The organism is Roseibium album, assembly GCF_001404515.1.
Taxonomy (GTDB): Bacteria; Pseudomonadota; Alphaproteobacteria; order Rhizobiales; family Stappiaceae; genus Roseibium; species Roseibium album.
The window spans coordinates 182,536-205,687 of sequence record NZ_CXWE01000005.1 but is presented as its reverse complement, the minus strand read 5'-3'; the positions used below and the strand labels follow the sequence as shown (position 1 = coordinate 205,687).

At 58.3% G+C, this 23,152-nt stretch carries 17 protein-coding genes; all 17 read left to right on the top strand.

The features are described 5' to 3' along the window. The first annotated feature begins 9 nt into the window (after positions 1-9). The 17 genes from LA5095_RS17810 (at position 10) to ligA (ending at position 23,123) form a co-directional block, all read left to right on the top strand. Complete coding sequence (locus LA5095_RS17810; protein ID WP_055117347.1) at positions 10-1,722, top strand: peptidoglycan D,D-transpeptidase FtsI family protein; 1,713 nt, start codon at positions 10-12, stop codon at positions 1,720-1,722. A 98-nt stretch (positions 1,723-1,820) separates the two neighbouring features. Continuing rightward, positions 1,821-3,290, top strand: a complete 1,470-nt coding sequence (locus tag LA5095_RS17805; protein ID WP_055117345.1) for a UDP-N-acetylmuramoyl-L-alanyl-D-glutamate--2,6-diaminopimelate ligase — start codon at positions 1,821-1,823, stop codon at positions 3,288-3,290. Next, the gene (locus tag LA5095_RS17800) at positions 3,287-4,717 is read left to right on the top strand and encodes a UDP-N-acetylmuramoylalanyl-D-glutamyl-2,6-diaminopimelate--D-alanyl-D-alanine ligase (protein WP_055117343.1); all 1,431 of its coding nucleotides are present in this window, start codon (positions 3,287-3,289) and stop codon (positions 4,715-4,717) included. Before LA5095_RS17805 ends, LA5095_RS17800 begins: the two co-directional genes overlap by 4 nt. 10 nt (positions 4,718-4,727) lie before the next feature. Then, on the top strand, positions 4,728-5,813 hold the full coding sequence (mraY, locus tag LA5095_RS17795) for a phospho-N-acetylmuramoyl-pentapeptide-transferase (RefSeq protein WP_055117341.1): 1,086 nt from the start codon (positions 4,728-4,730) through the stop codon (positions 5,811-5,813). A 5-nt stretch (positions 5,814-5,818) separates the two neighbouring features. Beyond that, on the top strand, positions 5,819-7,219 hold the full coding sequence (murD, locus tag LA5095_RS17790; RefSeq protein WP_055117338.1) for a UDP-N-acetylmuramoyl-L-alanine--D-glutamate ligase: 1,401 nt from the start codon (positions 5,819-5,821) through the stop codon (positions 7,217-7,219). Further along, positions 7,219-8,376, top strand: coding sequence for an FtsW/RodA/SpoVE family cell cycle protein (locus tag LA5095_RS17785; protein WP_055117336.1), 1,158 nt, complete (start codon positions 7,219-7,221; stop codon positions 8,374-8,376). The genes murD and LA5095_RS17785 overlap by 1 nt, the downstream gene beginning before the upstream one ends. Before the next feature lie 19 nt (positions 8,377-8,395). After that, on the top strand, positions 8,396-9,502 hold the full coding sequence (murG, locus tag LA5095_RS17780) for an undecaprenyldiphospho-muramoylpentapeptide beta-N-acetylglucosaminyltransferase (protein WP_055117334.1): 1,107 nt from the start codon (positions 8,396-8,398) through the stop codon (positions 9,500-9,502). Next, entirely contained in the window at positions 9,499-10,899 is a 1,401-nt protein-coding gene (gene murC / locus LA5095_RS17775; RefSeq protein WP_055117331.1) for a UDP-N-acetylmuramate--L-alanine ligase, read from the top strand. The genes murG and murC overlap by 4 nt, the downstream gene beginning before the upstream one ends. 11 nt (positions 10,900-10,910) lie before the next feature. Further along, on the top strand, positions 10,911-11,882 hold the full coding sequence (murB, locus tag LA5095_RS17770) for a UDP-N-acetylmuramate dehydrogenase (RefSeq protein WP_055117329.1): 972 nt from the start codon (positions 10,911-10,913) through the stop codon (positions 11,880-11,882). Then, positions 11,883-12,809, top strand: coding sequence for a D-alanine--D-alanine ligase (locus LA5095_RS17765; RefSeq protein WP_055117327.1), 927 nt, complete (start codon positions 11,883-11,885; stop codon positions 12,807-12,809). Beyond that, on the top strand, positions 12,797-13,711 hold the full coding sequence (locus tag LA5095_RS17760; protein ID WP_029060893.1) for a cell division protein FtsQ/DivIB: 915 nt from the start codon (positions 12,797-12,799) through the stop codon (positions 13,709-13,711). Before LA5095_RS17765 ends, LA5095_RS17760 begins: the two co-directional genes overlap by 13 nt. After that, the gene (gene ftsA, locus LA5095_RS17755; protein ID WP_055117325.1) at positions 13,708-15,030 is read left to right on the top strand and encodes a cell division protein FtsA; all 1,323 of its coding nucleotides are present in this window, start codon (positions 13,708-13,710) and stop codon (positions 15,028-15,030) included. Before LA5095_RS17760 ends, ftsA begins: the two co-directional genes overlap by 4 nt. A gap of 115 nt (positions 15,031-15,145) precedes the next feature. Further along, on the top strand, positions 15,146-16,930 hold the full coding sequence (ftsZ, locus tag LA5095_RS17750) for a cell division protein FtsZ (RefSeq protein ID WP_055118014.1): 1,785 nt from the start codon (positions 15,146-15,148) through the stop codon (positions 16,928-16,930). 255 nt (positions 16,931-17,185) lie between these two features. After that, positions 17,186-18,130 (top strand): UDP-3-O-acyl-N-acetylglucosamine deacetylase, encoded by a 945-nt coding sequence (lpxC, locus tag LA5095_RS17745; protein ID WP_055117323.1) that lies wholly within the window; start codon positions 17,186-17,188, stop codon positions 18,128-18,130. 266 nt (positions 18,131-18,396) lie between these two features. After that, entirely contained in the window at positions 18,397-19,209 is an 813-nt protein-coding gene (locus LA5095_RS17740; protein ID WP_321191927.1) for an outer membrane protein assembly factor BamD, read from the top strand. 69 nt (positions 19,210-19,278) lie between these two features. Further along, entirely contained in the window at positions 19,279-20,946 is a 1,668-nt protein-coding gene (recN, locus tag LA5095_RS17735) for a DNA repair protein RecN (protein WP_055117318.1), read from the top strand. A gap of 8 nt (positions 20,947-20,954) precedes the next feature. Beyond that, positions 20,955-23,123, top strand: a complete 2,169-nt coding sequence (ligA, locus tag LA5095_RS17730; protein ID WP_055117315.1) for an NAD-dependent DNA ligase LigA — start codon at positions 20,955-20,957, stop codon at positions 23,121-23,123. Positions 23,124-23,152 lie beyond the last annotated feature (29 nt).

The following is a 23,152-nucleotide window of genomic DNA, read 5'->3' as shown; positions in this document are numbered from 1 at the left end:
GGCTGACGGATGACGATAGTAAGCGAACCGGCAAGCTTCCTGCAGATCAAACGCTCAAACCCACGAGTCGTACGCGGATCGGTCTCGTCGAGTGCGGTGAAATCGCGGGTCTACGTGGCGATGCTGGCATTCGCCTGTGTCTATGCCGCAATCGCCGGCCGGCTTGTCCTTCTGGCCCAGATGGAGGAAGCGCCTTCACGAGCCTGGATTTCCGCGCAAGATTCCGTGTCCGCGTCCCGTCCGGATCTGATCGACCGGAATGGTGAAATCCTGGCAACGGATATCAAGACCGCTTCTCTGTATGCTGAACCACGCCGCATTCTGGATGTGGACGAAGCTGTCGAGGGATTGATCCGTGTCTTGCCGGAACTGGATGAAGGATTGGTACGCCGCCGTCTCGAAAGCGGCGCCGGCTTCGTCTGGCTGAAACGAGAAATGACGCCCCACAAGGCCGAAGAGGTGCACAATCTCGGCCTTCCGGGCATCGGCTTCCTTTCCGAGAACCAGCGCTTTTATCCGGGTGGGCCAACTGCCGGGCACATCGTCGGGTCCGTGAATGTCGACAATCAGGGCCTTGCCGGGATCGAAAAATACATCGATGACGAGTGGCTCGCCGATCTGCAGTCGCTCGGGTTCGCCTCCAACAGAACCATGGAACCTGTAAGACTGTCTGTCGATCTTCGAGTTCAGCATGTTGTTCGCGACGAACTGGTCAAGGCGATGGACCGCTACAAGGCGATTGCTGCCGCGGGAATTGTTCTGGATGCCAAGTCCGGCGAAGTGGTCGCCATGTCTTCACTGCCTGACTATGATCCGAATGACAGGTCGCAGGCGCTCCAGAAAGACAGGTTGAACCGTGCGACCGGCGGTGTCTTCGAAATGGGATCGGTTTTCAAGACCTTTACGACTGCCATGGCGCTTGATTCCGGTGCGGTTTCCATCAATGACAGCTTCGATGCGACACGTCCGATCAGGGCTGCCGGTCGGACGATCACGGATTTCCACGGGAAAAACCGCATCCTTTCAGTGCCGGAAATTTTCATCTATTCGTCCAATATCGGCACCGCCAAGATGATGCTTGCGACCGGAGTTGCGCGTCAGAAGGAGTTCCTGGGACGACTGCATCTGACCAGCCGGCTGAAAACCGAACTGCCTGAAAACGCTGCTCCGCTACTTCCACCGAAGTGGAATGAACTTGCCGCAATGACGATTTCCTTCGGGCACGGACTGTCTGTCACTCCCATGCAGACGGCTGTTGCCGCCGCAGCCGTGGTCAACGGTGGCACCCTGCTGCCGCCAACTTTCCAGCCGAGAAGCGAGGAGGAGGCCCAAGCTCTTGGAAAACAAGTTCTTTCTGCGGATGTCAGCCGCATGATGCGCTATCTGCTCCGCCTCAATGTCCTTTCCGGATCCGGGCGCCGTGCCGACGTTCCCGGCTATACGGTTGGCGGAAAGACCGGCACGGCAGAGAAAATTGAAAACGGCCGTTATGTCAGAAACAAGCGAAGGAATTCATTCCTGTCCGCTTTTCCGATGGACGACCCGAGATACGTGGTTCTGATTGTTATCGACGAACCGAAACCGGAACGCGCAGGGATCGGAGCGACGGCGGGGCTGAACGCGGCACCGACTGTCGCCGCGGTCGTCCGCAGGGCAGCTCCGATGCTGGGTGTGATGCCGCGTTTCGGCAAGGGGGATGAACCGATTGAGATTTCCTATTAAGGAGACAAGGGAGAAGTCGTGATTTCCGGCGGGGTCGCAGCCGTAATCCGGATCCAGGGCTTCTGAATGACGACGCACAAACCGAACGATCAGGTGAGATGGAGCTTGAATATTTGGCCGAGGGCACAAGTTTGCCAGACTCGGCGAGTGGTCTGAAAATTTCTGGACTTACGGCGGATAGCCGGAACGTCGAGCCGGGTTTCCTGTTTGCCGCCCTCAAGGGTGCCAGGACAGACGGGAGCCTGTTCGCACCGGGTGCCGTCGAGGCCGGGGCTGTTGCGTTGTTGTGCGCTAAGGATGCGGAACAACAGCTGCGTGCGGCCATCCCCGAGAATATTGCCGTTATTGCGGCTGAAGAACCGCGGCAAGTGTTTGCGAAAATGGCTGCGAGGTTTTTCGGTGCCCAGCCTGATGTTGTCGTTGCCGTTACCGGAACAGCCGGCAAGACTTCCGTTGCGCATTTCGTACGTCAGATATTCCAGTCTGCGGGTCATCCGGCCGCAAGCCTCGGGACGCTGGGTACGATCAAACCTGATGGCATCAGTTATGGCGGGTTGACGACCCCGGACCCGGTGGCGCTTCACAGGGAGCTTGCCGAACTGGAAGCCGAAGGCATCAACCACGCGGCCCTGGAAGCGTCGTCCCACGGACTTGATCAATTTCGCCTGGATGGAGTGCGGCTGACTGCGGCAGCTTTCACAAATCTGGGCCGCGACCATATGGACTATCACGCGACCATCGAGGACTACCTTTGCGCCAAACTCCGTCTGTTTGAGGATTTGTTGCCGGATGGTGGAACAGTTGTCGTGGATCCCGCTGAAAAATATGCAGACCGGGTCCTGGACGTTGCCGGCCGGCGCGGACTGCCGGCTTTCACGGTAGGTGAGACAGGCCGAGACCTGAAACTGACAGGAATACGTGCGGTCGGAGCCGGACAGGAACTGACGCTGCAGACAGCGCGTGGCGAATACAAGATCACGCTACCGCTGATCGGGCGCTTTCAGGTGTCCAATGCCTTGATTGCAGCCGGATTGGCGATTGCGGCTGGAACCGACAGCGGCTTGGTCCTGCGGTCTCTGGAAAATCTGAAAGGTGCACCGGGTCGACTGGAACTTGCAGGCAGGACGGCTTCCGGCGGACTGGTCTTTGTCGACTATGCCCATAAGCCGGACGCGCTTGACAATGCACTTGCTGCGCTGAAGCCGTTTGCGACCGGAAAATTGTCCGTTGTCTTGGGCGCGGGTGGTGACCGGGATCCGGGCAAACGCGAGCTCATGGGCGCTGCTGCCTCCCGAAACGCGGATCTGGTCATTGTGACTGACGACAATCCACGCTCAGAAGATCCGGCGGTCATCCGCAAAGCCGTCATGTCAGGCGCTCCGCAAGCAATTGAGATCGGCGACCGATTTGACGCTATTGCCGAAGGAATTCATCGGCTCAATGCGGGCGATATCCTGTGCGTTGCAGGAAAAGGTCACGAAACCGGCCAGATTTTTGGCGACACAGTGATTCCCTTTTCCGACCACGAAGCTGTGCAGCATGCCATCAGCCTTGAAGGAGACACATGAGCGACCCTCTTTGGAAACTGGACTCCTTTGTCGAAGCTGCCGGTGGCAGCCTCAAGGGGGACGTTGGCGAGGAAATCATGGGCGTCTCAATCGACAGCCGGTCGCTTGAGCCGGGAGACGCATTTATCGCCATCAGAGGAGACCGCCTCGATGGGCACGATTATGTCGCGGCCGCTCTGGAAGCTGGAGCGGCACTTGCAGTTGTTGCTGAAAGCCGGCTGTCCGACCTGCCGGAAGACGGTCGTTATCTTGTTGTTCCTGATCCGCTGGAGGCGATGCGTCTTCTCGGTATTGCGGCTCGTGAACGTTCACATGCCAAGATTATCGCCGTAACCGGCTCCGTGGGGAAAACCGGAACCAAGGAAGCACTCAGGCTGACGCTCGAGCAATCCGGAAAAGTGCATGCATCCGTCGCGTCGTTCAACAACCATTGGGGTGTGCCGCTGACACTTGCCCGCATGCCTGCAGATACTGAATTCGGCGTCTTTGAGATCGGTATGAACCATGCCGGTGAAATAACGCCGCTGGTCAGGATGGTTCGGCCGCATGTGGTGATCATCACGACCGTGCAGGCGGTACATCTGGAGTTCTTCGAGTCTGTGGAGAAAATCGCGCAGGCGAAGGCGGAGATATTTGACGGATTGGAACCGGGCGGAATTGCCATCCTGAACAAGGACAATCGGCAATACGATCTCCTGAGATTCCTGGCGGCCGCGGCGGGCGTCTCTCATGTCCAGACCTTCGGTGAAGACCCCGGCGCTGACAGCCATACCGAGAACGTCGTGGGTTATGCCGGTGGATCCAGTGTTGACGCCTCGATTGCCGGGACGGAAATCACCTACAAGATCGGCGCTCCCGGCAGGCATCACATCAAGAACAGTCTGGCGGTTCTGACCGCGGTCCAGGATGTCGGTGCGGACCTTGCGAAAGCGGGTCTTGCGCTGGATGCAATGCGCGCGCCGCGAGGACGCGGCGAAGTCAGCCATCTGAAGATAGATACCGGTGAAATCACGCTGATCGACGAGAGCTACAATGCCAATCCTGCCTCGATGCGCGCTGCGCTCGCGGTGCTGGGTGAGACGCCTGTTTCCCGCCCGGGACGCCGGATTGCCGTTCTCGGGGATATGCGCGAGCTTGGCGTTGATGCCGATCGTTTGCATGCAGGCCTGCTGGGACCCGTTACCGACGCCGGGATCGACGGTGTCTATTGCGCGGGCCCGCATATGCATACGCTCTGGGCACAGCTCCCGCATGAATTGCGTTCGCACTATGCCGAAGATGCAAAAGGTCTGGAAGACGCCATTTTGAGGGACGCGCGGCCCGGCGATGTCGTTATGATCAAGGGATCGCTCGGAACTCGCATGGGACCGCTTGTCGAAGCCCTGAAGAAGGAATACCCGCCCGCGGATGACACCGCGGCGGCATAAAGGATAGCTGATGTTTTATTTTTTGGGGCAGTTCGCTGATCAGATTTCCGCGCTGAACGTGTTCAGATACATCACGTTCCGGACCGGTGGCGCCATCATGACGGCGCTCTTTTTTGTTTTTCTGTTCGGTCCGAAGATCATTTCAAGCCTGAGGATCCGACAGGGGCACGGTCAGCCGATCAGGGCCGACGGACCGGAAAGCCACCTTTTGAACAAGAAAGGCACCCCGACCATGGGGGGGCTGATGATCCTTTCCGGAGCGTTGGTTGCAGCGCTTTTGTGGTCGGACCTGTCCAATCCCTATGTGTGGGTCGTCATAGGTGTGACCCTCGGTTTTGGCGGCATCGGTTTTTACGACGATTATCTGAAGGTTTCGAAATCGTCGCACAAGGGTTTCGGCGGCAAGGCGCGTCTGGGCCTTGAATTCCTGATCGCTGCTGTGGCCGCTTTCGTTGTGACTGTCCTGGATACGTCCGAGTTTTCAGAAGCGATCACGTTTCCGTTTCTGAAGGATTTCACGTTGAACCTCGGACTGGTTTTCATTCCGTTTGCGGCTTTTGTAATGGTGGGTGCAGGCAATGCTGTAAACCTGACCGACGGGCTTGATGGCCTCGCGATCGTCCCGGTGATGATCGCCTGTGCATCCTTCGGTCTGATTGCCTACCTGTCCGGCAATGCTGTTTTTGCGAGTTACCTTCAGATCCATCATGTCTCGGGAACCGGAGAGCTTGCCGTCATTTGCGGTGCTGTGATCGGGGCAGGTCTCGGGTTTCTGTGGTTCAATGCACCGCCGGCCGCCATCTTCATGGGTGATACCGGGTCCCTGGCACTTGGTGGCATGATCGGCGCTATCGCGGTCGCCACGAAACATGAAATCGTTCTCGCGATCATCGGTGGCCTTTTTGTTCTGGAGGCGGTGTCGGTCATCGTGCAGGTGATTTCGTTCAAGCTGACCGGCAAACGGGTCTTCCGGATGGCGCCGATCCATCACCATTTTGAAATCATGGGGTGGACGGAAAGCCAGGTCGTGATCCGGTTCTGGATAATCGCGGTTGTTCTCGCCCTGGTCGGGCTTGCCACACTCAAGCTGAGGTAGTCCGAATGATACCCATCACCACATTTGAAGGCAGGAAGGTCGCGTTGTTCGGGCTCGGGGGCTCCGGACTGGCGACTGCCCGTGCCTTGAAAGCGGGTGGTGCGGATGTGGTGTGTTACGACGACAATGATGCGCGCGTGCAGCAGGCAGCCTCCGAGGGGCTGACAACGCTGGATCTTCGCAATCTGGACTGGGATGGCGTTGAGGCGCTCGTGCTTGCTCCCGGTGTCCCGCTGACGAATCCGATTCCCCACTGGACCGTGGATCTTGCCCGCGATGCCGCTGTTGAGATTGTCGGCGATGTCGAATTGTTCTGCCGCGAGCGGCGCAAGCAATGTGCAACTGCGCCGCTGATCGCAATTACCGGCACCAACGGCAAGTCGACGACGACCGCACTTGTGGCGCATCTGTTGAAGGAGCTCGGGCTGGATGTTCAGGTCGGTGGCAACATCGGCACACCGGTGCTCGATCTGGAACCGCTGCAACCAGGGCGCCACTACGTCGTCGAGTGCTCCTCCTACCAGATCGATCTGGCACCAACGCTCGACCCGAGCGTCGGGATCCACATGAACCTGTCACCCGATCACCTTGACCGGCACGGCACGATGGAAAATTACGCAGCAATCAAGGAACGGCTTGTTGCGGGTTCCAGGGTGGCTGTCGTCGGTGTCGATGACGGACTGTCGTCTGCGATCGCCGATCGACTTGAACTGGCGCACAAGCCCGTTTGCAGGATCGCCGGAGAACGGGAGTTGACCAGCGGGATCTATGCCCGTTTTGGCAGGCTTTACGAAGCGCACAACGGCAGTCAGTCGGAAGTCGCTTTGCTGGGTGGCTTCGACAGTCTGCGCGGTGATCACAATGGTCAAAATGCAGCGGCTGCCTTTGCGACGCTCAGGGCACTGGAACTGCCGGCTGACAGGATTGCTGCGGCCATGAAGACATTCCCCGGCCTTCATCACCGCATGGAAATCGTTGCAAGACGTGGACGGATCCTGTTCGTCAACGATTCGAAAGCGACAAATGCGGAGGCCGCCGGCCGCGCGCTTTCCAGTTTCGACAGGATTTACTGGATCGCCGGCGGCCGCGCCAAAGCGGGTGGGATTGCGGTGCTCGACGAGTATTTCCCGAAGATCGCAAAGACCTTTTTGATCGGAGAAGCAGCGGAAGCGTTCTCAAAGACGCTGGAGGGCCGCGTCCCGTTCAAGATCAGCGGCACGCTGCCCGAGGCGGTGATCGATGCCGCCGGGGAGGCTGCAGAAGATGGCGCGGATGAAATTGCGATCCTGCTTTCACCGGCCTGTGCGAGCTTCGATCAATACCCAAATTTTGAACTGCGGGGCGCTGCTTTTGTAGATGCGGTGCGTGCCTTGCCTGATGCTGGTAACACTCAGGAGGTGGCGTAATGGTATCTCGGGCGGATCGCAGCCGGTTTGCCGAATGGCTCTGGACCGTGGATCACTATCTGCTCGCCGCTTTCGGTCTTCTGATGGTCGGTGGCGTGGTGCTTTCCTTTGCCGCCAGTCCTCCGGTTGCCGAACGGCTTGGTCTTGAAACGTTGTTCTTCGTGAAACGCCAGGCACTGTTTCTTATTCCCGCCGTTGCAGTCATGCTGGCAGGTTCGCTGATGCCACCGCGACTGGTCCGGCGCGCGGCGTTGATCCTCTTTGTGGTTTCGCTCGTCCTGCTGGTCGCGACGCTGTTTCTCGGATTTGAAGCCAAGGGTGCCAGGCGCTGGATTTACATTGCCGGATTTTCGTTGCAGCCGTCGGAATTCCTGAAACCCGCCTTCGTGGTACTGATCGCGTTTTTGCTTTCAGAAAGCGGCCGCCGCCGTGAAGTTCCAGGCGTCCTGTTTGCATTCGTGCTTTTCGCCGTCTGCGCAGCTTTGCTGATTGCCCAGCCGGATTTCGGACAGACAATGCTGCTTGGTCTCGTCTGGGCAGGGCTTTTCTTCCTGAACGGCATTTCGTGGCTGATCATCGTTGCGCTCGGGCTGATCGGCATTTTAGGTCTTTTGGCGGCCTACGCTTTCCTGCCGCACGTGACCAATCGAGTGGACAGGTTTCTTGATCCCAGTTCGGGCGACACCTTCCAGGTCGATACCGCAATGGATTCCTTTCTTGCAGGTGGCTGGTTCGGTCGCGGACCGGGAGAAGGCACCGTCAAACGAATCTTGCCGGACAGCCATACCGATTTCATCTTTGCGGTTGTCGGCGAGGAATTCGGAGTTGTCATCTGCCTGGTGCTTGTTTCAATCTTTGCCTTCATTGTGCTTCGCGGGCTCAACCATGCAGGCCGGGACCAGGATGCATTCAGCCGCCTGGCGACGGCAGGACTTGTGGTTTTGTTCGGCTTGCAGGCGACAATCAATCTTGCCGTAAATCTGCATCTCATGCCTTCGAAAGGCATGACTTTGCCGTTCATTTCCTATGGTGGGTCATCATTGTTGTCTTCCGCAATAACCGCCGGTGCCATCCTTGCCCTGACACGCAGAAAACCCCAGCCTTCCAGGGCGGAAACGGTAACGGTGAGCCGGCTTTCACCCTCTTCTTTGATGTAAGGCAGCGTTGCCGGATAGCATGAGCAAAACAGTATTATTGACAGCCGGCGGAACGGGCGGCCACTTGTTTCCCGCACAAGCGCTTGCATCCGAGCTTGATAGGCGCGGCTGGATTGTCGAGCTTGCGACTGACGAACGGGCAGACAGGTACGGTACCGCCTTTCCCGCCCGCAAGGTTCATATCATCGCATCCGAAACTATCCGGGGGCGCAATCCGATTTCGCTGGCCAGGACCGGTCTGAACCTGTTCCTGGGCACGCTCCAGGCAAGGGCTGTGATAAAATCCTTGAAACCCAGCGTCGTTGCCGGCTTCGGTGGTTATCCGACTTTCCCGCCGATGTACGCCGCACGCCTGACGGGAACACCGTCAATCCTGCATGAGGCCAATGGCGTCATGGGCCGGGCAAACAAGATGCTGGCCAAGGGAGTTACGGCAATAGCGACCAGCATACCGCTGGAAAACCTGCCTTCGGACCTTGCCGCCAAGCAGGTGGAAACCGGTAACCCGGTCCGCGATGCCGTTCTGGAAGCTGCCGGTCAGTCCTATGCAGCGCCAGTTGAAGGTGGAGAATTCAATCTTCTGGTCTTCGGCGGATCACAGGGCGCACGGTTTTTTTCCGATCTCCTGCCGCCGGCAATGGAACTGATGCCGAATGAGGTTCGAAGCCGCCTGACTGTTGTGCAGCAATGCCGCGCCGAAGACCTGGAACGCGTCAAGTCGGCCTATGACACGTCGGGAATCAAGGCTGAATGCGCGTCTTTTTTCAAAGATATGCCGAGCCGGATTGCTCAGTCTCATCTCGTTATCTGCCGTTCCGGAGCTTCGTCAGTAAGCGAACTCAGCGTCCTGGGACGTCCATCACTTCTCGTACCCCTTCCTGGAGCGATCGACCAGGATCAGGCTGCAAATGCGAAGGTTCTGGAAGCGGCAGGTGGTGCGTGGCCGATACGTCAGGCAGACCTTGACCCGGCAAGGCTGGCCGACGAAATCACCCGATTGATGAATGCGCCGGACTTGCTGGCAAGGGCCGCGGAAAATGCAAACAGCGTTGCCAGGCCGGATGCCGTCAAGCGCCTCGCGGACCTTGTTGAACAGGTCGCAGACAACCAAGGAGAACGGCCATGAAAATGCCGCACGACATCGGACCGGTTCATTTCGTCGGAATCGGCGGAATAGGCATGAGTGGCATCGCAGAAGTGCTGAAAACACTCGGGTACCAGGTCCAGGGGTCCGACATGGCCGAAAACGCCAATGTCCAGCGCCTGAGGTCGCACGGAATTTCTGTCGCGGTAGGGCACGCGCCTGAAAACCTCGGCGATGCGGAAGTGTTGGTGGTTTCCTCCGCGATCAGGAAGGACAACCCCGAACTGGTCGCCGCGCGCGAAAAACTGATCCCTGTCGTACGCCGTGCCGAAATGCTGGCTGAACTGATGCGCTTCAAGCAGGCGATTGCGGTCGGCGGGACGCACGGCAAAACGACGACGACATCCATGGTGGCGGCGCTGCTTGATGCGGGAAGTCTTGACCCGACCGTGATCAACGGTGGCATCATCAACGCATATGGCACCAACGCGCGAATGGGGGGCGGAGACTGGATGGTCGTCGAGGCCGATGAAAGCGACGGAACTTTCGTCAAGCTTCCGGCCGATATTGCAATTGTCACCAATATAGATCCGGAGCATCTCGACCACTATGGGGACTTTGACGGTGTAAAGGCTGCTTTCCGGCAATTCGTTGAAAATGTTCCCTTTTACGGATTCGCGGTGATGTGTCTGGATCATCCGGAGGTTCAGACCATGATCGGAACGATCGAGGATCGACGGGTAGTGACCTATGGCACCAATCCGCAAGCAGATGTTCGTTTCACCGACGTATCGATGGATGGTGGCAAGTCCAAATTCTCGGTTGCCATCCGGGACCGCCGAACGGACGACGTGGTTGAACTGAAAGATCTTGTCCTTCCGATGCCAGGTCTTCACAACGTTTCCAATGCGACGGCGGCAATTGCAGTGGCATCGCAACTGGGGGTCGGATCGGAAGACCTGAAAAAAGGTATTTCGGATTTCGGTGGTGTCAAACGCCGTTTTACGCACACGGGAACTGCCAACGGCGTGCAGATCTTCGATGATTACGCTCACCATCCGGTGGAGATCAAGGCGGTTCTTCACGCCGCTCGCGAGTCAACCACGGGCAAGGTCATTGCGGTGATGCAGCCTCACAGGTACACGCGTCTTCACAGCCTTTTCGATGACTTTTCCAACTGTTTCAACGACGCGGATTCGGTCATCATCGCGCCCGTCTACGAAGCCGGTGAGCAACCGATCGAAGGTGCGAGCCACAGGGATCTGGTCTCTGGCATGAAGACCAGGGGACACCGGCAGGTGCAGTCGATTGACGGGCCGGAAGAACTGCCTGCCTTGATAAAGGAACTGGCCGAACCAGGAGATTTCGTCATTTGTCTGGGGGCCGGCAACATCACGCAATGGGCCTATGCACTGCCGAAACAGCTTGACGGGAAATAGGGCCGAGATTGATGAACTTTCCCGACCTTCTGGAAGCATATCCGGCTCTTGGCGAAGGGCTGCGCGGCAGACTTACGGTGAACCAGCCGTTGTCGGCCGTTACGTGGTTTCGAACAGGCGGGCCAGCGCAATTGTTGTTCCAGCCGGCCGACGAAAAAGATCTTGCCGCGTTTCTCAGGAAACTGCCTGGTGATGTGCCGGTGCTGCCGGTCGGGCTGGGATCGAATCTCCTGATCCGCGACGGCGGCATGGAAGGTGTCGTCATACGACTGAGCGCCAAGGGCTTCGGGGAGATCGAGGATCTGGGCCGGAATCGCCTCAGGGCGGGGGCGGCCGTTCCGGACAAGCGGCTTGCGGAGGCTGCAGCCAGGGCGGGTCTCGGCGGCTTTGCGTTTTACACAGGAATTCCGGGTGGTCTCGGCGGCGCCCTTCGCATGAATGCAGGCGCGCATGGCACCGAAACCTGCGAGCGCGTGGTGGAATTGACAGCCCTGGACCGAGAGGGAAACAGGCACGTGCTGTCCAACGCGGACATGGGATATGCCTACAGGCACTCCTCGGCGCCAGGGGATCTGATTTTCACATCGGCGACTTTTGAGGGAAATCCGCACGACGAAACGGCAATCAGGCAGGAAATGGCCGACGTTGTCGCACACCGGGAGAAGTCTCAGCCGATCCGGGAAAAGACGGGGGGGTCGACTTTCAAGAATCCTCCGGGAACATCGGCCTGGAAGGAAATTGATGCAGCTGGCTGCCGCGGACTGCAGGTCGGTGGCGCGCAGATGTCCGAAATGCACTGCAACTTCATGATCAACACCGGCGAGGCAACCGGATACGACCTTGAAATGTTGGGCGAAACCGTGCGTGCACGGGTCTTGAAACACAGTGGTATCCGTCTGGAATGGGAAATCAAGCGGCTTGGACGATTCGGAGCCGCTGGAACAGTCGAACCGTTTCTGGGACGGGAAGGGGAAGTCGCGTAAATGACCAAGAAACACGTTGCGGTTCTCATGGGCGGTTGGGTCAATGAACGCCCGGTCAGTCTTAGCAGCGGCAAGGATTGCGCCGATGCGCTCGAAGAAGCCGGCTACAAGGTGACGCGCATTGACGTGAACCGGAATGTCTCCTCGGTCCTTGAGAAACTGAAACCGGACGTGGCGTTTAACGCGTTGCACGGTCCGTTCGGTGAAGACGGCTGTATCCAGGGAATTTTAGAGTTTCTTAACATTCCCTACACTCACTCAGGTGTGATGGCATCCAGCCTTGCCATGAACAAGGTGAAGGCCAAACCGGTTCTGCAGGCTGCCGGGGTCCCGGTGACGGAAGACATCGTCGTGAATCGCCACGACATCCAGCGCGAACATCCCATGAGACCGCCTTACGTGCTCAAACCGATCAATGAGGGGTCGAGCTTCGGTGTCCTGATTGTCAAGCAAGATCAAGAGTTTCCGCCCCAGGAACTTCACAGGTCGGATTGGCCCTACCCGGATGTCCTGATGTGCGAGAAGTTCATCGATGGCCGTGAGCTGACCTGCGCCGTGATGGATGACAGGTCTCTTGGGGTGATCGACATAGTGCCTATGGGTCACAGCTTCTACGATTATGACGCAAAATATGTAGAAGGCGGTTCAAAACACATTCTTCCTGCAAAAATTTCACCGATTGTTTACCAAACCATAGAGACACTAGCAGTTAAGGCGCATCAGGCTTTGGGATGCCGTGGCGTTTCCCGGGCCGATTTCCGATTCGACGAGCGCGAAGACGGAACCGGTGAACTGATTTGCCTTGAAGTGAACACGCAGCCAGGCATGACGCCAACCTCTCTTGTGCCGGAAATGGCGGCTCATAAGGGGATGAGTTTCAAGGATCTGGTCAGTTGGATGGTTGAGGACGCAAGTTGCTGTCGCTAGGTCGCAAATGGAAAAGGGAAGCATTGACACCGCTGGAGGCCGAGCTGGCCCCGCGCGGGCGTGGTGTTTCGCGTTTGCACCGGCAGCCGGTCTGGCGCTCGGCCGGACGCCTTGCCCATCTTCCGCGCTGGACGGGGTCCGCGGCAGCCCTTGGTTTCTTAACCTTAACGATTGGTTATGGAATAGTCATAGGCGGCCACGGCCGGATTGTCTCCGATGCGCTGCTGTCGGCAGCAGGCTTCGGCATCGAGGCTGTTAAACTTTCCGGTCAGCGTGAAATCAACGAATTCCAGATCCTTGAGGCACTTGAGATTCACGAAGGCACGTCGCTTGCCCTGTTTGATGCGCCCGGTGCGCGTAAGCGGTTGAACGAGATGGCCTGGGTCAAGAGCGCCTCGGTGATGAAACTTTATCCGAGCACGCTGCAGATCAAGATCGAAGAGCGGATACCATATGCGCTTTGGCAGCGCGGCGACCTGGTTTCAATTGTAAACGAAGCCGGCGACGTGATCACCGACGATGTCGACGGGCGCTACGCCAACCTGCTGCTCGTTGTCAATCATGGTGCACAACGCCGCGCGGCAGAGATCAATGCGGCTCTGGAAAAAGTACCTGAACTGCGTCCACGGGTGCGGGCCGCGTTTCTGGTCAGCAACCGGCGCTGGGATCTACAGCTTGAAAATGGAATTTCTGTGCGCCTTCCGGAACAAAACATTAATGCAGCCCTCACGGATCTCGTGGAGATGGACGAGGACAGCGGTTTGTTGTCGAGAGATATCGTTGCCATCGACATGCGACTGGCGGACAGGGTTACCGTGCGCCTGTCCGACGAGGCTGCAGAGCAGCGCAAGATCATGACCGGAGGCCGCAACCGGTCGGGCAAGAAGGAGCAGGACACATGAGCCGCTCCGACAAGAACCTTTATCTGCCCAAGATGCGGCCTTTGCCGAGCAGACGCTCCGTCATCATGTCGGTTCTCGATGTGGGGTCGACCAAGATCTGCTGCCTGATTGCAAAACTGGTGCCGCAGGAAGAAAACTCGATCCTGTCGAGCCGGTCGCACAAGGTTGAAGTCCTCGGCTATGGCTATCAGCGCTCGCGCGGCATCAAGTCCGGCGTCGTCGTCGACATGGACGCAGCCGAGCAGGCGATCCGCATGGCAGTCGACAGTGCGGAGCGCATGGCCGGTGTCACGGTTGAATCGCTGATCGCCAATATCAGCTGCGGACGGCTGCAGAGTGAAATCTACAGCGCCAATGTGCCGCTTGCCGGCGACAGTGTATCGGAAGCGGATATTCAAAGGGTGCTCTCGGCCGGATCGAGCCACTCGGTTACGGACGGGCGGGCTGTCACGCACGCGCTGCCGATATCCTATTCACTGGACGGCAGCCGGGGCATTCGCGATCCGCGCGGCATGATGGGGCACAAGCTCGGTGTCGACATGCAGGTCGTGACCGCTGAAAACCCGCCGGTTCGAAACCTCGAACTGTGCATCAACCGGGGACACCTGCACGTGGAAACGATGGTGGCCACACCATTTGCAAGTGGTCTGTCCACCGTGGTCGACGACGAGGCCGAACTAGGTGTTGCCTGCATCGACATGGGTGGCGGCACCACGACACTGTCGGTCTTTGTTGACGGTCACATGGTTCACCTCGATGCGATTGCGGTCGGCGGCAATCATGTGACAACAGACATTGCCCGTGCTTTTGCAACGCGCCTGCAGGACGCAGAGCGCCTGAAAACACTTTATGGCTCACCGCTGGCATCCAGTTCGGACGACAGAGACCTCCTGACGGTCCCTCCGCTGGAAAGCGATGGTGATCTGCCAAATCAAATCCCCCGCTCGGCGCTGACCAGGGTCATCCGTCCGCGTGTGGAAGAAATCCTTGAACTCGTAAGAGATCGCCTTACCGCGTCCGGCTTTGCAGGCCGGGTCGGCAAGCAGATCGTGCTGACAGGGGGCGCCAGTCAGCTCACGGGTCTTGGAGAGGTTGCGCGTCACATTTTGGGGCGCAACGTCCGTCTTGGCCGGCCTTTAGGCGTTGCCGGTCTTCCCGAGGCTGCCAAAGGTCCGGCTTTTGCCGCGGCCGTCGGCCTCTTGATTTATCCGCAAGTCGCTCAGATCGAACAGTTCGAACACAAGAATCGTCGATCGGGGTGGGGCGGGCAAACTGGTTATCTGGCCCGTGTGGGTCAGTGGATCAGGGAAAGCTTCTGACGACATGAGCCAAGAAGACGACAGCCAGGAAATCGAGCTGCCAGGTGTGGCAGTTGAAATTAGGGAAGAAGAGGAGTCTCCCGTATCGGGGGAGCCAGTGGGTCGCGAGGATAATATGACCATTAACCTGAAGATGCCCGACATTCAGGAGCTGAAACCGCGCATTACGGTCTTCGGCGTCGGCGGTGCGGGCGGAAATGCCGTCAATAACATGATCACAGCAGGCCTCCAGGGGTGCGACTTTGTTTGCGCCAATACGGATGCCCAGGCACTGGCCATGAACCATTCCGACCGGCTCGTCCAGATGGGCGTAGCTGTTACGGAGGGGCTTGGTGCAGGCTCCCAGCCGGAAGTCGGCTCTGCCGCGGCTGAGGAAGTGATCGACGAGATCAACGATCACCTGTCCGGATCGCACATGGTGTTCATTACCGCCGGTATGGGCGGTGGTACCGGCACTGGTGCAGCCCCGGTCATTGCCCGTGCAGCGCGTGAGCAGGGCATCCTGACGGTTGGTGTTGTCACCAAGCCGTTTCAGTTCGAAGGCGCGCGACGCATGCGCATTGCCGATTCCGGCATCGACGAACTGCAGCGGAATGTTGACACGCTGATTGTCATTCCGAACCAGAACCTGTTCCGGATCGCCAACGCACAGACGACATTTGCCGATGCGTTCGCCATGGCCGACCAGGTGCTTTACTCCGGTGTTGCCTGCATCACCGACCTGATGGTCAAGGAAGGTCTCATCAACCTGGACTTTGCCGATGTTCGTTCTGTCATGCGCAGCATGGGCAAGGCGATGATGGGCACGGGCGAGGCCAGCGGCGAGAAGCGGGCACAGCAGGCTGCCGAAGCGGCGATCGCGAACCCTCTTCTGGACGAATCCTCCATGAAGGGTGCGAAGGGTCTGCTGATCTCCATCACGGGCGGCAACGACCTGACACTGTTCGAGGTGGATGAAGCAGCCACGCGGATCCGCGAAGAAGTGGATTCAGATGCCAACATCATTCTTGGTGCGACCTTTGACGAGACACTTGATGGCATCATCAGGGTTTCCGTCGTGGCAACAGGGATTGACAAGGAGGAAGGTCTCGACGCCGTTCCGTTTCAGTCAGCGGCAGCACAGACCTTGAATTCTCATGCTCCGGCTTTGGCAAGCACACCGGATATCGCAACCGCCAAGGTTGCGACTGCGGCTGCAAAGACCGGTGCCGCGAACGCTGCCGCGCAAGCGGTTGCAAAGCTTGAAAAAGAGCTTGCGATCCCGGAACCGGCAGCCGTTGCGGTCGCCAGCGACCCTGACGTCGAAATCAAGCGGGTCAAGCCGGCGAGCGCTTCCATGGCGGCAAAGTCCCAAATGATTGATCTGGAAGAGGATACACCGGCTCCTGCCCTGGACGAGAAACCTGTCAGTCAGCCGTACATTCCTCCTGTTGCCGAGGAGCACAGCCCGGCACCACGCATGCCGCGCGTTGAGGATTTCCCGCCAATCGCACAGCGTGAAATGCGCGCGCAACAGACCCCTGCAACTCCGTCACAGCAACAGCCTGCTGCTCAGCAGCCAGCGGAACCGGCAACTTCTGCGCCGGTGCATGACGATGTTGAGGAATACGGTGACGAAGACCGCCGGCCAATGGGTCTGCTGCGACGTCTCGCAAGCGGATTGGGTCGCCGGGAGGACGAGGAAGACCAGGAAGTCGAGACAAGCGCACCTGTTGCCCGCAAGGTTCCGCAGATGCAGCCTGCTCCGGTTCCCGTCCCGCGGGCCCCGCAGGCAAGGGCATCTTCAGCTGGCGCGGCAGGCCAACTGGACGAGACAGGCCGTGCTGCGCCCAAGCCGGTCAGTGTCGCAGATGACGATCAATTGGAAATTCCGGCGTTCCTTCGCCGCCAGGCCAACTGATTCGTCTCGCGATCTTCTTCCCTGATCGCAGCAGCCCGGAGCGCATGTTTCGGGCTGCTTCCGTAACGGAAGAAATTCCTCTTTTAATTCAATGTTTTGTCTGCCTGTGAATCGTTACAAACCGTAATAAAGCTTTATTTCGCTCTACAGGGGAACGCGACTATCTTCGCGACCAACTCGTGATCGTTAAAAGTCCGTATGAGCATTGGGGCAAATTTTGGGCTTTGCGGTCGCAAATCGGAAGGGCTGGGTTTAATGACCACACATGTTGACCGACAAACGACGCTTGCCGAGCAGGTAACCCTGACGGGAATCGGCGTTCATTCGGGCAAACCTGCGTCGATTACACTTGTTCCTGCCGATGCCGGTGTCGGTATCGTTTTCATGCGCACCGACCAGGACAGCGCCGCAGAAGTTCCCGCTCTCTGGGACAAGGTTTCTGCGACAGCGCTCTGCACGGTTCTCGGCGATCCGACCAAAGACGGGATTGCGACCGTCGAACACCTCATGGCCGCACTCTTCGGTATGGGTATCGACAATGTCATCGTTGAAATCGACGGCCCGGAAATGCCGATCATGGACGGCAGCAGTTCCGTGTTTGTGGAGACTATCGAACAGGTTGGGCTGAAGAAGCTTGACCGTGGACGCCGCTATCTCAAGATCAAGAAAAGCGTACGCGTCGACAATGGCGGTGCCTGGTGTGAATTGCATCCGCATGAAGGGACCAAATTCGACATCACCATAGATTTCGAAACACCGGTCATCGGCCGTCAGCAATATGTTTCCGAGATGACGCCCGAAGTCTTCCGTGACGACCTTTCGCGCGCCCGGACGTTCGGGAATGTCAAGGACGTCGAGCAGCTCTGGAAAATGGGATTTGCTCTTGGGTCATCCCTGGAAAACTCCGTGGCAATTTCCGACGACAAGGTTCTGAATCCGGAAGGCACTCGCTGGCCGGATGAGTTCGCCCGTCACAAGGCTCTGGATGCCGTTGGCGATCTTGCGCTGGCTGGTCTGCCATTTCTCGGGATGTATCGGTCCTACAAGGGTGGCCACAAGATGAACCACTCCATTCTGGTCAAGTTGTTCGAAGACCCGAGTGCCTTCGAGATCGTTGAGGCACCTGCATTCCGGCAGGTCGGTCAGGTCGGCAAGGGTGGTCTTGCGGCAGCTGCTGCTTTCGGGCCCGACGTTTCCTGAATTTCCTGATAAACGGCTGTCTTATTGAGGCGGCCTGTCTGTTTCTTCAGAATTCACTGCAATTTGGGCATGTTGCCATAAAAATGCTCAAAAAAACCGTCAGATGGCCGTTGAGGACGTGACGGGGACAGGGGAATTCCGATAAACACTCCTGTCAATGAATCATAAGGCCGAAAAACCTGCGCGGCCGCATGGGCTGGAAACAGCTCGGGAGTATGGGTGTGAACGGAATTGCAACTGGTTCTGGTTTGAGCAGGACCGATTGGGTGAAATCTTTGCTGAGAATGGCTGTTCTTGCAGCGCCGATTCTTCTTGTCGCCTGTAGCGGAAAGGAAGATCTGGACGAACTTGCGTTGAACGATACGCCGCCGGAAGTTCTCTTTAACGAAGGTCTGGCGTTGCGCGCGCAGGGCAAACTTCGGGATTCGACCGAGAAGTTCGAGGAAATCGACAAGCTTTATCCTTACTCGGAATATTCCAAGAAGTCGCTCGTCAACCTGGCGTTTCTGAATTATTCGCGCGGCAAGTATCCGGAGACCGTTACGGCTGCGCGACGGTTTGTGACCCTTTATCCCGGCGATGAGGATTCAGCCTATATGCTTTATCTCGCCGGGCAGAGCTACTTCCGCCAGATGCCTGATATCACCCGGGATCAGGCGGTTACCCGCAGAGCGGCAGGGGCCTTTACCGAACTTATCCAGCGTTTTCCGGAATCCGAATATACACCGGATGCGGAAGAAAAATTGCGGATCGTTGAAGACCAGCTCGCCGGCAAGGAAATGCAGGTTGGCCGTTACTACCTGAAGCGGCGCAACTATGTTGCCGCGATCAACCGGTTCAGGGCGGTCGTCGTCGAGTTTCAGACCACCCGCCATGTCGAAGAAGCGCTTTTCCGTTTGACGGAAGCCTATTACGCACTTGGTGTGGTCAACGAATCCCAGACCGCTGCGGCCGTGCTCGGTCACAACTATCCGGATACGCAATGGTACAAGGATGCCTATTCGCTTCTGAATAAAGGCGGCTATCAGCCTTCAGAAGATTCTGGCAGCTGGATTAGCCGCGCATTCAGGAGTATCTAACGGGTTCTGGAAAGACGACTCGGTCCACTGTTATGGTGGGCTGCAACAAAGTCCGAGGAGCTCGCCTTCATGCTGGTCACGCTGTCTATTCGAGACATCGTACTCATTGATCGTCTAGACCTTGATTTTGCGGCAGGAATGTCGGTTCTGACCGGCGAAACCGGTGCGGGCAAGTCAATACTCCTGGATTCCCTGTCGCTGGCACTGGGGGCACGCGGCGATGCCGACCTTGTCCGCAACGGCGCGGCTCAGGGTCAGGTTACGGCGGTGTTTGACGTTGCAGGAGATCACCCTGTGCGTCTGTTTCTTCGGGAAAACGAAGTCGATGATGATGGCGACATCATTTTGCGGCGCATTCAGACTGCCGACGGACGAACGAGAGCATTTGTCAACGATCAGCCCGTCAGTGCAGGTCTCCTGAGACAGGCCGGCGGATTGCTGGTCGAAATTCATGGGCAACATGATGACCGGGCACTTGTGGACCCTGAAAGCCACCGGGCCCTTATCGATGTCTTCGGTGGTTTGACGCGTGACGCTGCCGCCGTTGCCGACGCGCATTCTGCCTTCCGTTCAGCGGAAAGAGCCGTTGTCGAACATGAACGGCGCATCGAGGCCGCCCGCAACGAGGCCGACTACCTTCGATCTTCTTCCGAAGAGCTCTCCCGGCTTAAACCGGAAGCCGGTGAAGAGGAGCATCTGGCTGCCCGGCGAACGGACATGATGCAGGTGGAGAAGATTGCCGGAGATCTCAGCGAGGCTTTCGAGACACTCAACGGATCGGCCTCTCCGATTTCTGAACTTGCCAGCCTTTTGCGGCGCCTCGAGCGCAAGGCGGATCAGGTGCCGCAGTTGCTCGCCCAGCCGGTCCGCACGCTCTCGGAGGCTCTCGACCAGCTCGAGGAAACGCGCAGCGGGCTCGAATCAGCATTGCGCGAGACCGAACACGATCCGCGCGAGTTGGAAAGTGTCGAGGAACGGTTGTTTGCGCTCCGGGCTGCTTCCCGAAAATATTCCGTACCGGTAGACGACCTCAATACCCTGTGTGATCGCATGACGGCGGACCTGGCCGATCTGGATGCCGGAGAGGACAAGCTGACGGCACTCGTCGACGCGGCTGCCAAAGCGCGCGCCGATTATGACCGAAGGGCCGCCGCCCTCTCCACCAAACGCACAAAGACGGCACGTGCACTGGAAAAGGCGGTGGCGGTCGAATTGCCCGACCTGAAACTTGAGCGTGCCCGGTTCATTGTTGAGATGTCGAGCGATCCGCAATTGCGCGGCCGCACGGGCATCGATCAGGTGGAATTTCATGTCCAGACAAATCCGGGAACGCGTCCCGGACCCATGATGAAGGTCGCATCTGGCGGCGAACTCTCGCGATTTCTCCTTGCGCTGAAAGTGTCGCTCGCGGACAAGGGTTCGGCTCCAACGCTCGTGTTCGACGAGATCGATACCGGTGTGGGAGGTGCCGTTGCCGAGGCAATCGGGGTCCGTCTGGCCAGACTCGCGAGCAAGGTTCAGGTCCTGACCGTCACACATGCGCCGCAGGTGGCAGCCCGCGCCGAAGGACACTTCCTTATCGCCAAGGAAGCGACGGGTGCAGACCGCGTTGCGACCCGCGTCCAAAGGATCGACAAAGATTATCGCAGCGAGGAAATCGCCCGCATGCTGGCGGGTAGTGTGATTACCGAGGAAGCCCGGGCTGCGGCCCGCAGACTTCTGACCGCAGCGGAATAGGGGCGTGCATGAGCGAGAAAACGACCGGCAAACCGGATACGAAAGACATCCGTGTCGAGGACCTGACGGCGGATCAGGCGGCCATGGAACTTGTGCGCCTGGCTGAAGAAATTGCCGAAAACGACCGCCGCTACCATCAGGAAGATGCCCCCACGATTTCCGACGCCGACTATGATGCTCTGCGTCGCCGGAACTCCGCAATAGAGGCCCGGTTTCCGGATCTGGTTCTGGCGGATGGCCCGTCAGTCCATGTGGGTGCAACCCCGGCGTCCGGGTTCGGCAAGATCACCCATAGCGTGCCGATGCTGTCGCTGGACAATGCCTTCAGTGACGAAGATGTCCGGGATTTTGTCGGGCGTGTTCGCCGGTTCCTGAAATTCGACCCGCTGATGGGCGCCCTTGCAGTCACGGCGGAGCCAAAGATCGATGGCCTTTCCCTGTCTCTGCGTTACGAGGGTGGCGAACTTGTCCACGCCGCCACAAGGGGCGACGGAACGACGGGCGAGAATGTGACGGCCAATGCCAGGACGATAAAGGACATTCCTGAAAAACTGGCAGGCGATGTTCCGGATATTGTCGAGGTGCGCGGCGAAGTCTACATGGCGCACAAGGACTTTCAGGACCTCAATGCCCGCATGGAGGCGAATGGCGGCAAGGTCTTTGCCAATCCGCGAAACGCGGCGGCCGGGTCTCTCCGGCAACTGAAATCGGAGATCACAGCCTCGCGCCCGCTCAGATTCTTTGCCTATGCCTGGGGAGAGATGAGCGAGATGCCCGCCGACACGCAGACCGCCATGGTGCAGGCATTCGAAGCCTGGGGCTTCAAGGTCAATCCGCTGATGAAGCGCTGTGAGGCTGTCGAAGAGCTCCTCGGTGTCTATCATGGTATCGAGGAGAGCCGGGCGCGTCTCGACTACGACATCGATGGGGTCGTCTACAAGGTCGATCGTCTGGACCTGCAGGAACGTCTCGGCTTCGTGTCCCGTTCGCCCCGTTGGGCCATTGCGCACAAATTCCCGGCGGAACAGGCCTTCACGGTGCTGAACGACATCGAGATCCAGGTTGGCCGCACAGGCGCATTGACGCCGGTTGCGAAGCTGGAGCCGATCACGGTCGGCGGTGTCGTTGTTTCCAACGCAACGCTTCACAACGAAGACTATATCAAGGGTATCGGCCAGGATGGTGAACCGATCCGCGATGGCAAGGACCTGAGGATCGGTGACACGGTCAAGATCCAGCGGGCAGGAGACGTCATCCCGCAGATCGTTGATATTGACCTGGTCAAGCGTCCCGCAGGAGCCGAACCCTTCGTGTTTCCGACGGTCTGTCCCGCCTGTGGCAGCCATGCCGTGCGCGAGGAAAACGAAAAGACCGGGCGCAAGGACGCTGTCAGGCGCTGCACCGGCGGTCTGATCTGTCCGGCCCAGGCAACGGAAAAGCTCAAGCATTTCGTCTCCAGAAATGCCTTCGATATCGAGGGCTTCGGCGAAAAGCAGGTTGATGCCTTCTACAAGGACGGTCTTGTGATGGCACCGGCCGATATCTTCACACTTGAAGAACGGGACAAGCGGTCGCTCACCAAGCTGCGCAACCGCGAAGGCTTTGGGGCGGTGTCGGCCAAAAACCTCTTTGAGGCAATCGATGCGCGCCGCAGCATCGAACTTCACCGTTTCATCTTCGCGCTCGGTATTCGCCATGTCGGCGAGGGCAATGCCAAGCTGCTGGCACGCGCCTATGGATCCTGGACAACGTTTTACGCGGCCATGAAAGCGGCTCACGACGAAACGGGCGAGGCCTGGGCCGACCTCAACGACATTGACGGCATTGGTCATATCGTAGCTTACGCACTGATCGAGTTTTTTGCCGAAGAACATAATCGCGATCAGCTTGATGCCCTGTTGGGTGAGGTCTCACCGCAGGATGCGGAGAAGATCCAGGCAACAGGTTCGCCTGTCGCCGGCAAGACGGTGGTCTTTACCGGGTCTCTGGAACGCATGACGCGCGATGAAGCCAAGGCAATGGCCGAGCGTCTGGGAGCCAAGGTTTCGGGGTCTGTCTCGAAGAAGACCGATCTGGTCGTTGCCGGGCCCGGGGCTGGATCCAAGCTCAAGAAGGCCCAGGACCTCGACATAGACGTGGTTTCCGAAGACGGCTGGTTCGATCTCGTCGGTGCCTGAACAGGACGGGCAAGGTCACTGGGTTGGTG

Excerpts from the sequence above, each read along its gene's own strand:
- LA5095_RS17785 (WP_055117336.1), top strand. The coding sequence starts at position 7,219 with ATGGTATCTCGGGCGGATCGCAGCCGGTTTGCCGAATGGCTCTGGACC.
- murD (WP_055117338.1), top strand. The coding sequence starts at position 5,819 with ATGATACCCATCACCACATTTGAAGGCAGGAAGGTCGCGTTGTTCGGG.
- LA5095_RS17805 (WP_055117345.1), top strand. The coding sequence starts at position 1,821 with ATGGAGCTTGAATATTTGGCCGAGGGCACAAGTTTGCCAGACTCGGCG.
- lpxC (WP_055117323.1), top strand. The coding sequence starts at position 17,186 with ATGACCACACATGTTGACCGACAAACGACGCTTGCCGAGCAGGTAACC.
- murB (WP_055117329.1), top strand. The coding sequence starts at position 10,911 with ATGAACTTTCCCGACCTTCTGGAAGCATATCCGGCTCTTGGCGAAGGG.
- recN (WP_055117318.1), top strand. The coding sequence starts at position 19,279 with ATGCTGGTCACGCTGTCTATTCGAGACATCGTACTCATTGATCGTCTA.
- ftsA (WP_055117325.1), top strand. The coding sequence starts at position 13,708 with ATGAGCCGCTCCGACAAGAACCTTTATCTGCCCAAGATGCGGCCTTTG.
- murC (WP_055117331.1), top strand. The coding sequence starts at position 9,499 with ATGAAAATGCCGCACGACATCGGACCGGTTCATTTCGTCGGAATCGGC.
- LA5095_RS17800 (WP_055117343.1), top strand. The coding sequence starts at position 3,287 with ATGAGCGACCCTCTTTGGAAACTGGACTCCTTTGTCGAAGCTGCCGGT.
- LA5095_RS17765 (WP_055117327.1), top strand. The coding sequence starts at position 11,883 with ATGACCAAGAAACACGTTGCGGTTCTCATGGGCGGTTGGGTCAATGAA.
- murG (WP_055117334.1), top strand. The coding sequence starts at position 8,396 with ATGAGCAAAACAGTATTATTGACAGCCGGCGGAACGGGCGGCCACTTG.
- LA5095_RS17810 (WP_055117347.1), top strand. The coding sequence starts at position 10 with ATGACGATAGTAAGCGAACCGGCAAGCTTCCTGCAGATCAAACGCTCA.
- mraY (WP_055117341.1), top strand. The coding sequence starts at position 4,728 with ATGTTTTATTTTTTGGGGCAGTTCGCTGATCAGATTTCCGCGCTGAAC.
- ftsZ (WP_055118014.1), top strand. The coding sequence starts at position 15,146 with ATGACCATTAACCTGAAGATGCCCGACATTCAGGAGCTGAAACCGCGC.
- ligA (WP_055117315.1), top strand. The coding sequence starts at position 20,955 with ATGAGCGAGAAAACGACCGGCAAACCGGATACGAAAGACATCCGTGTC.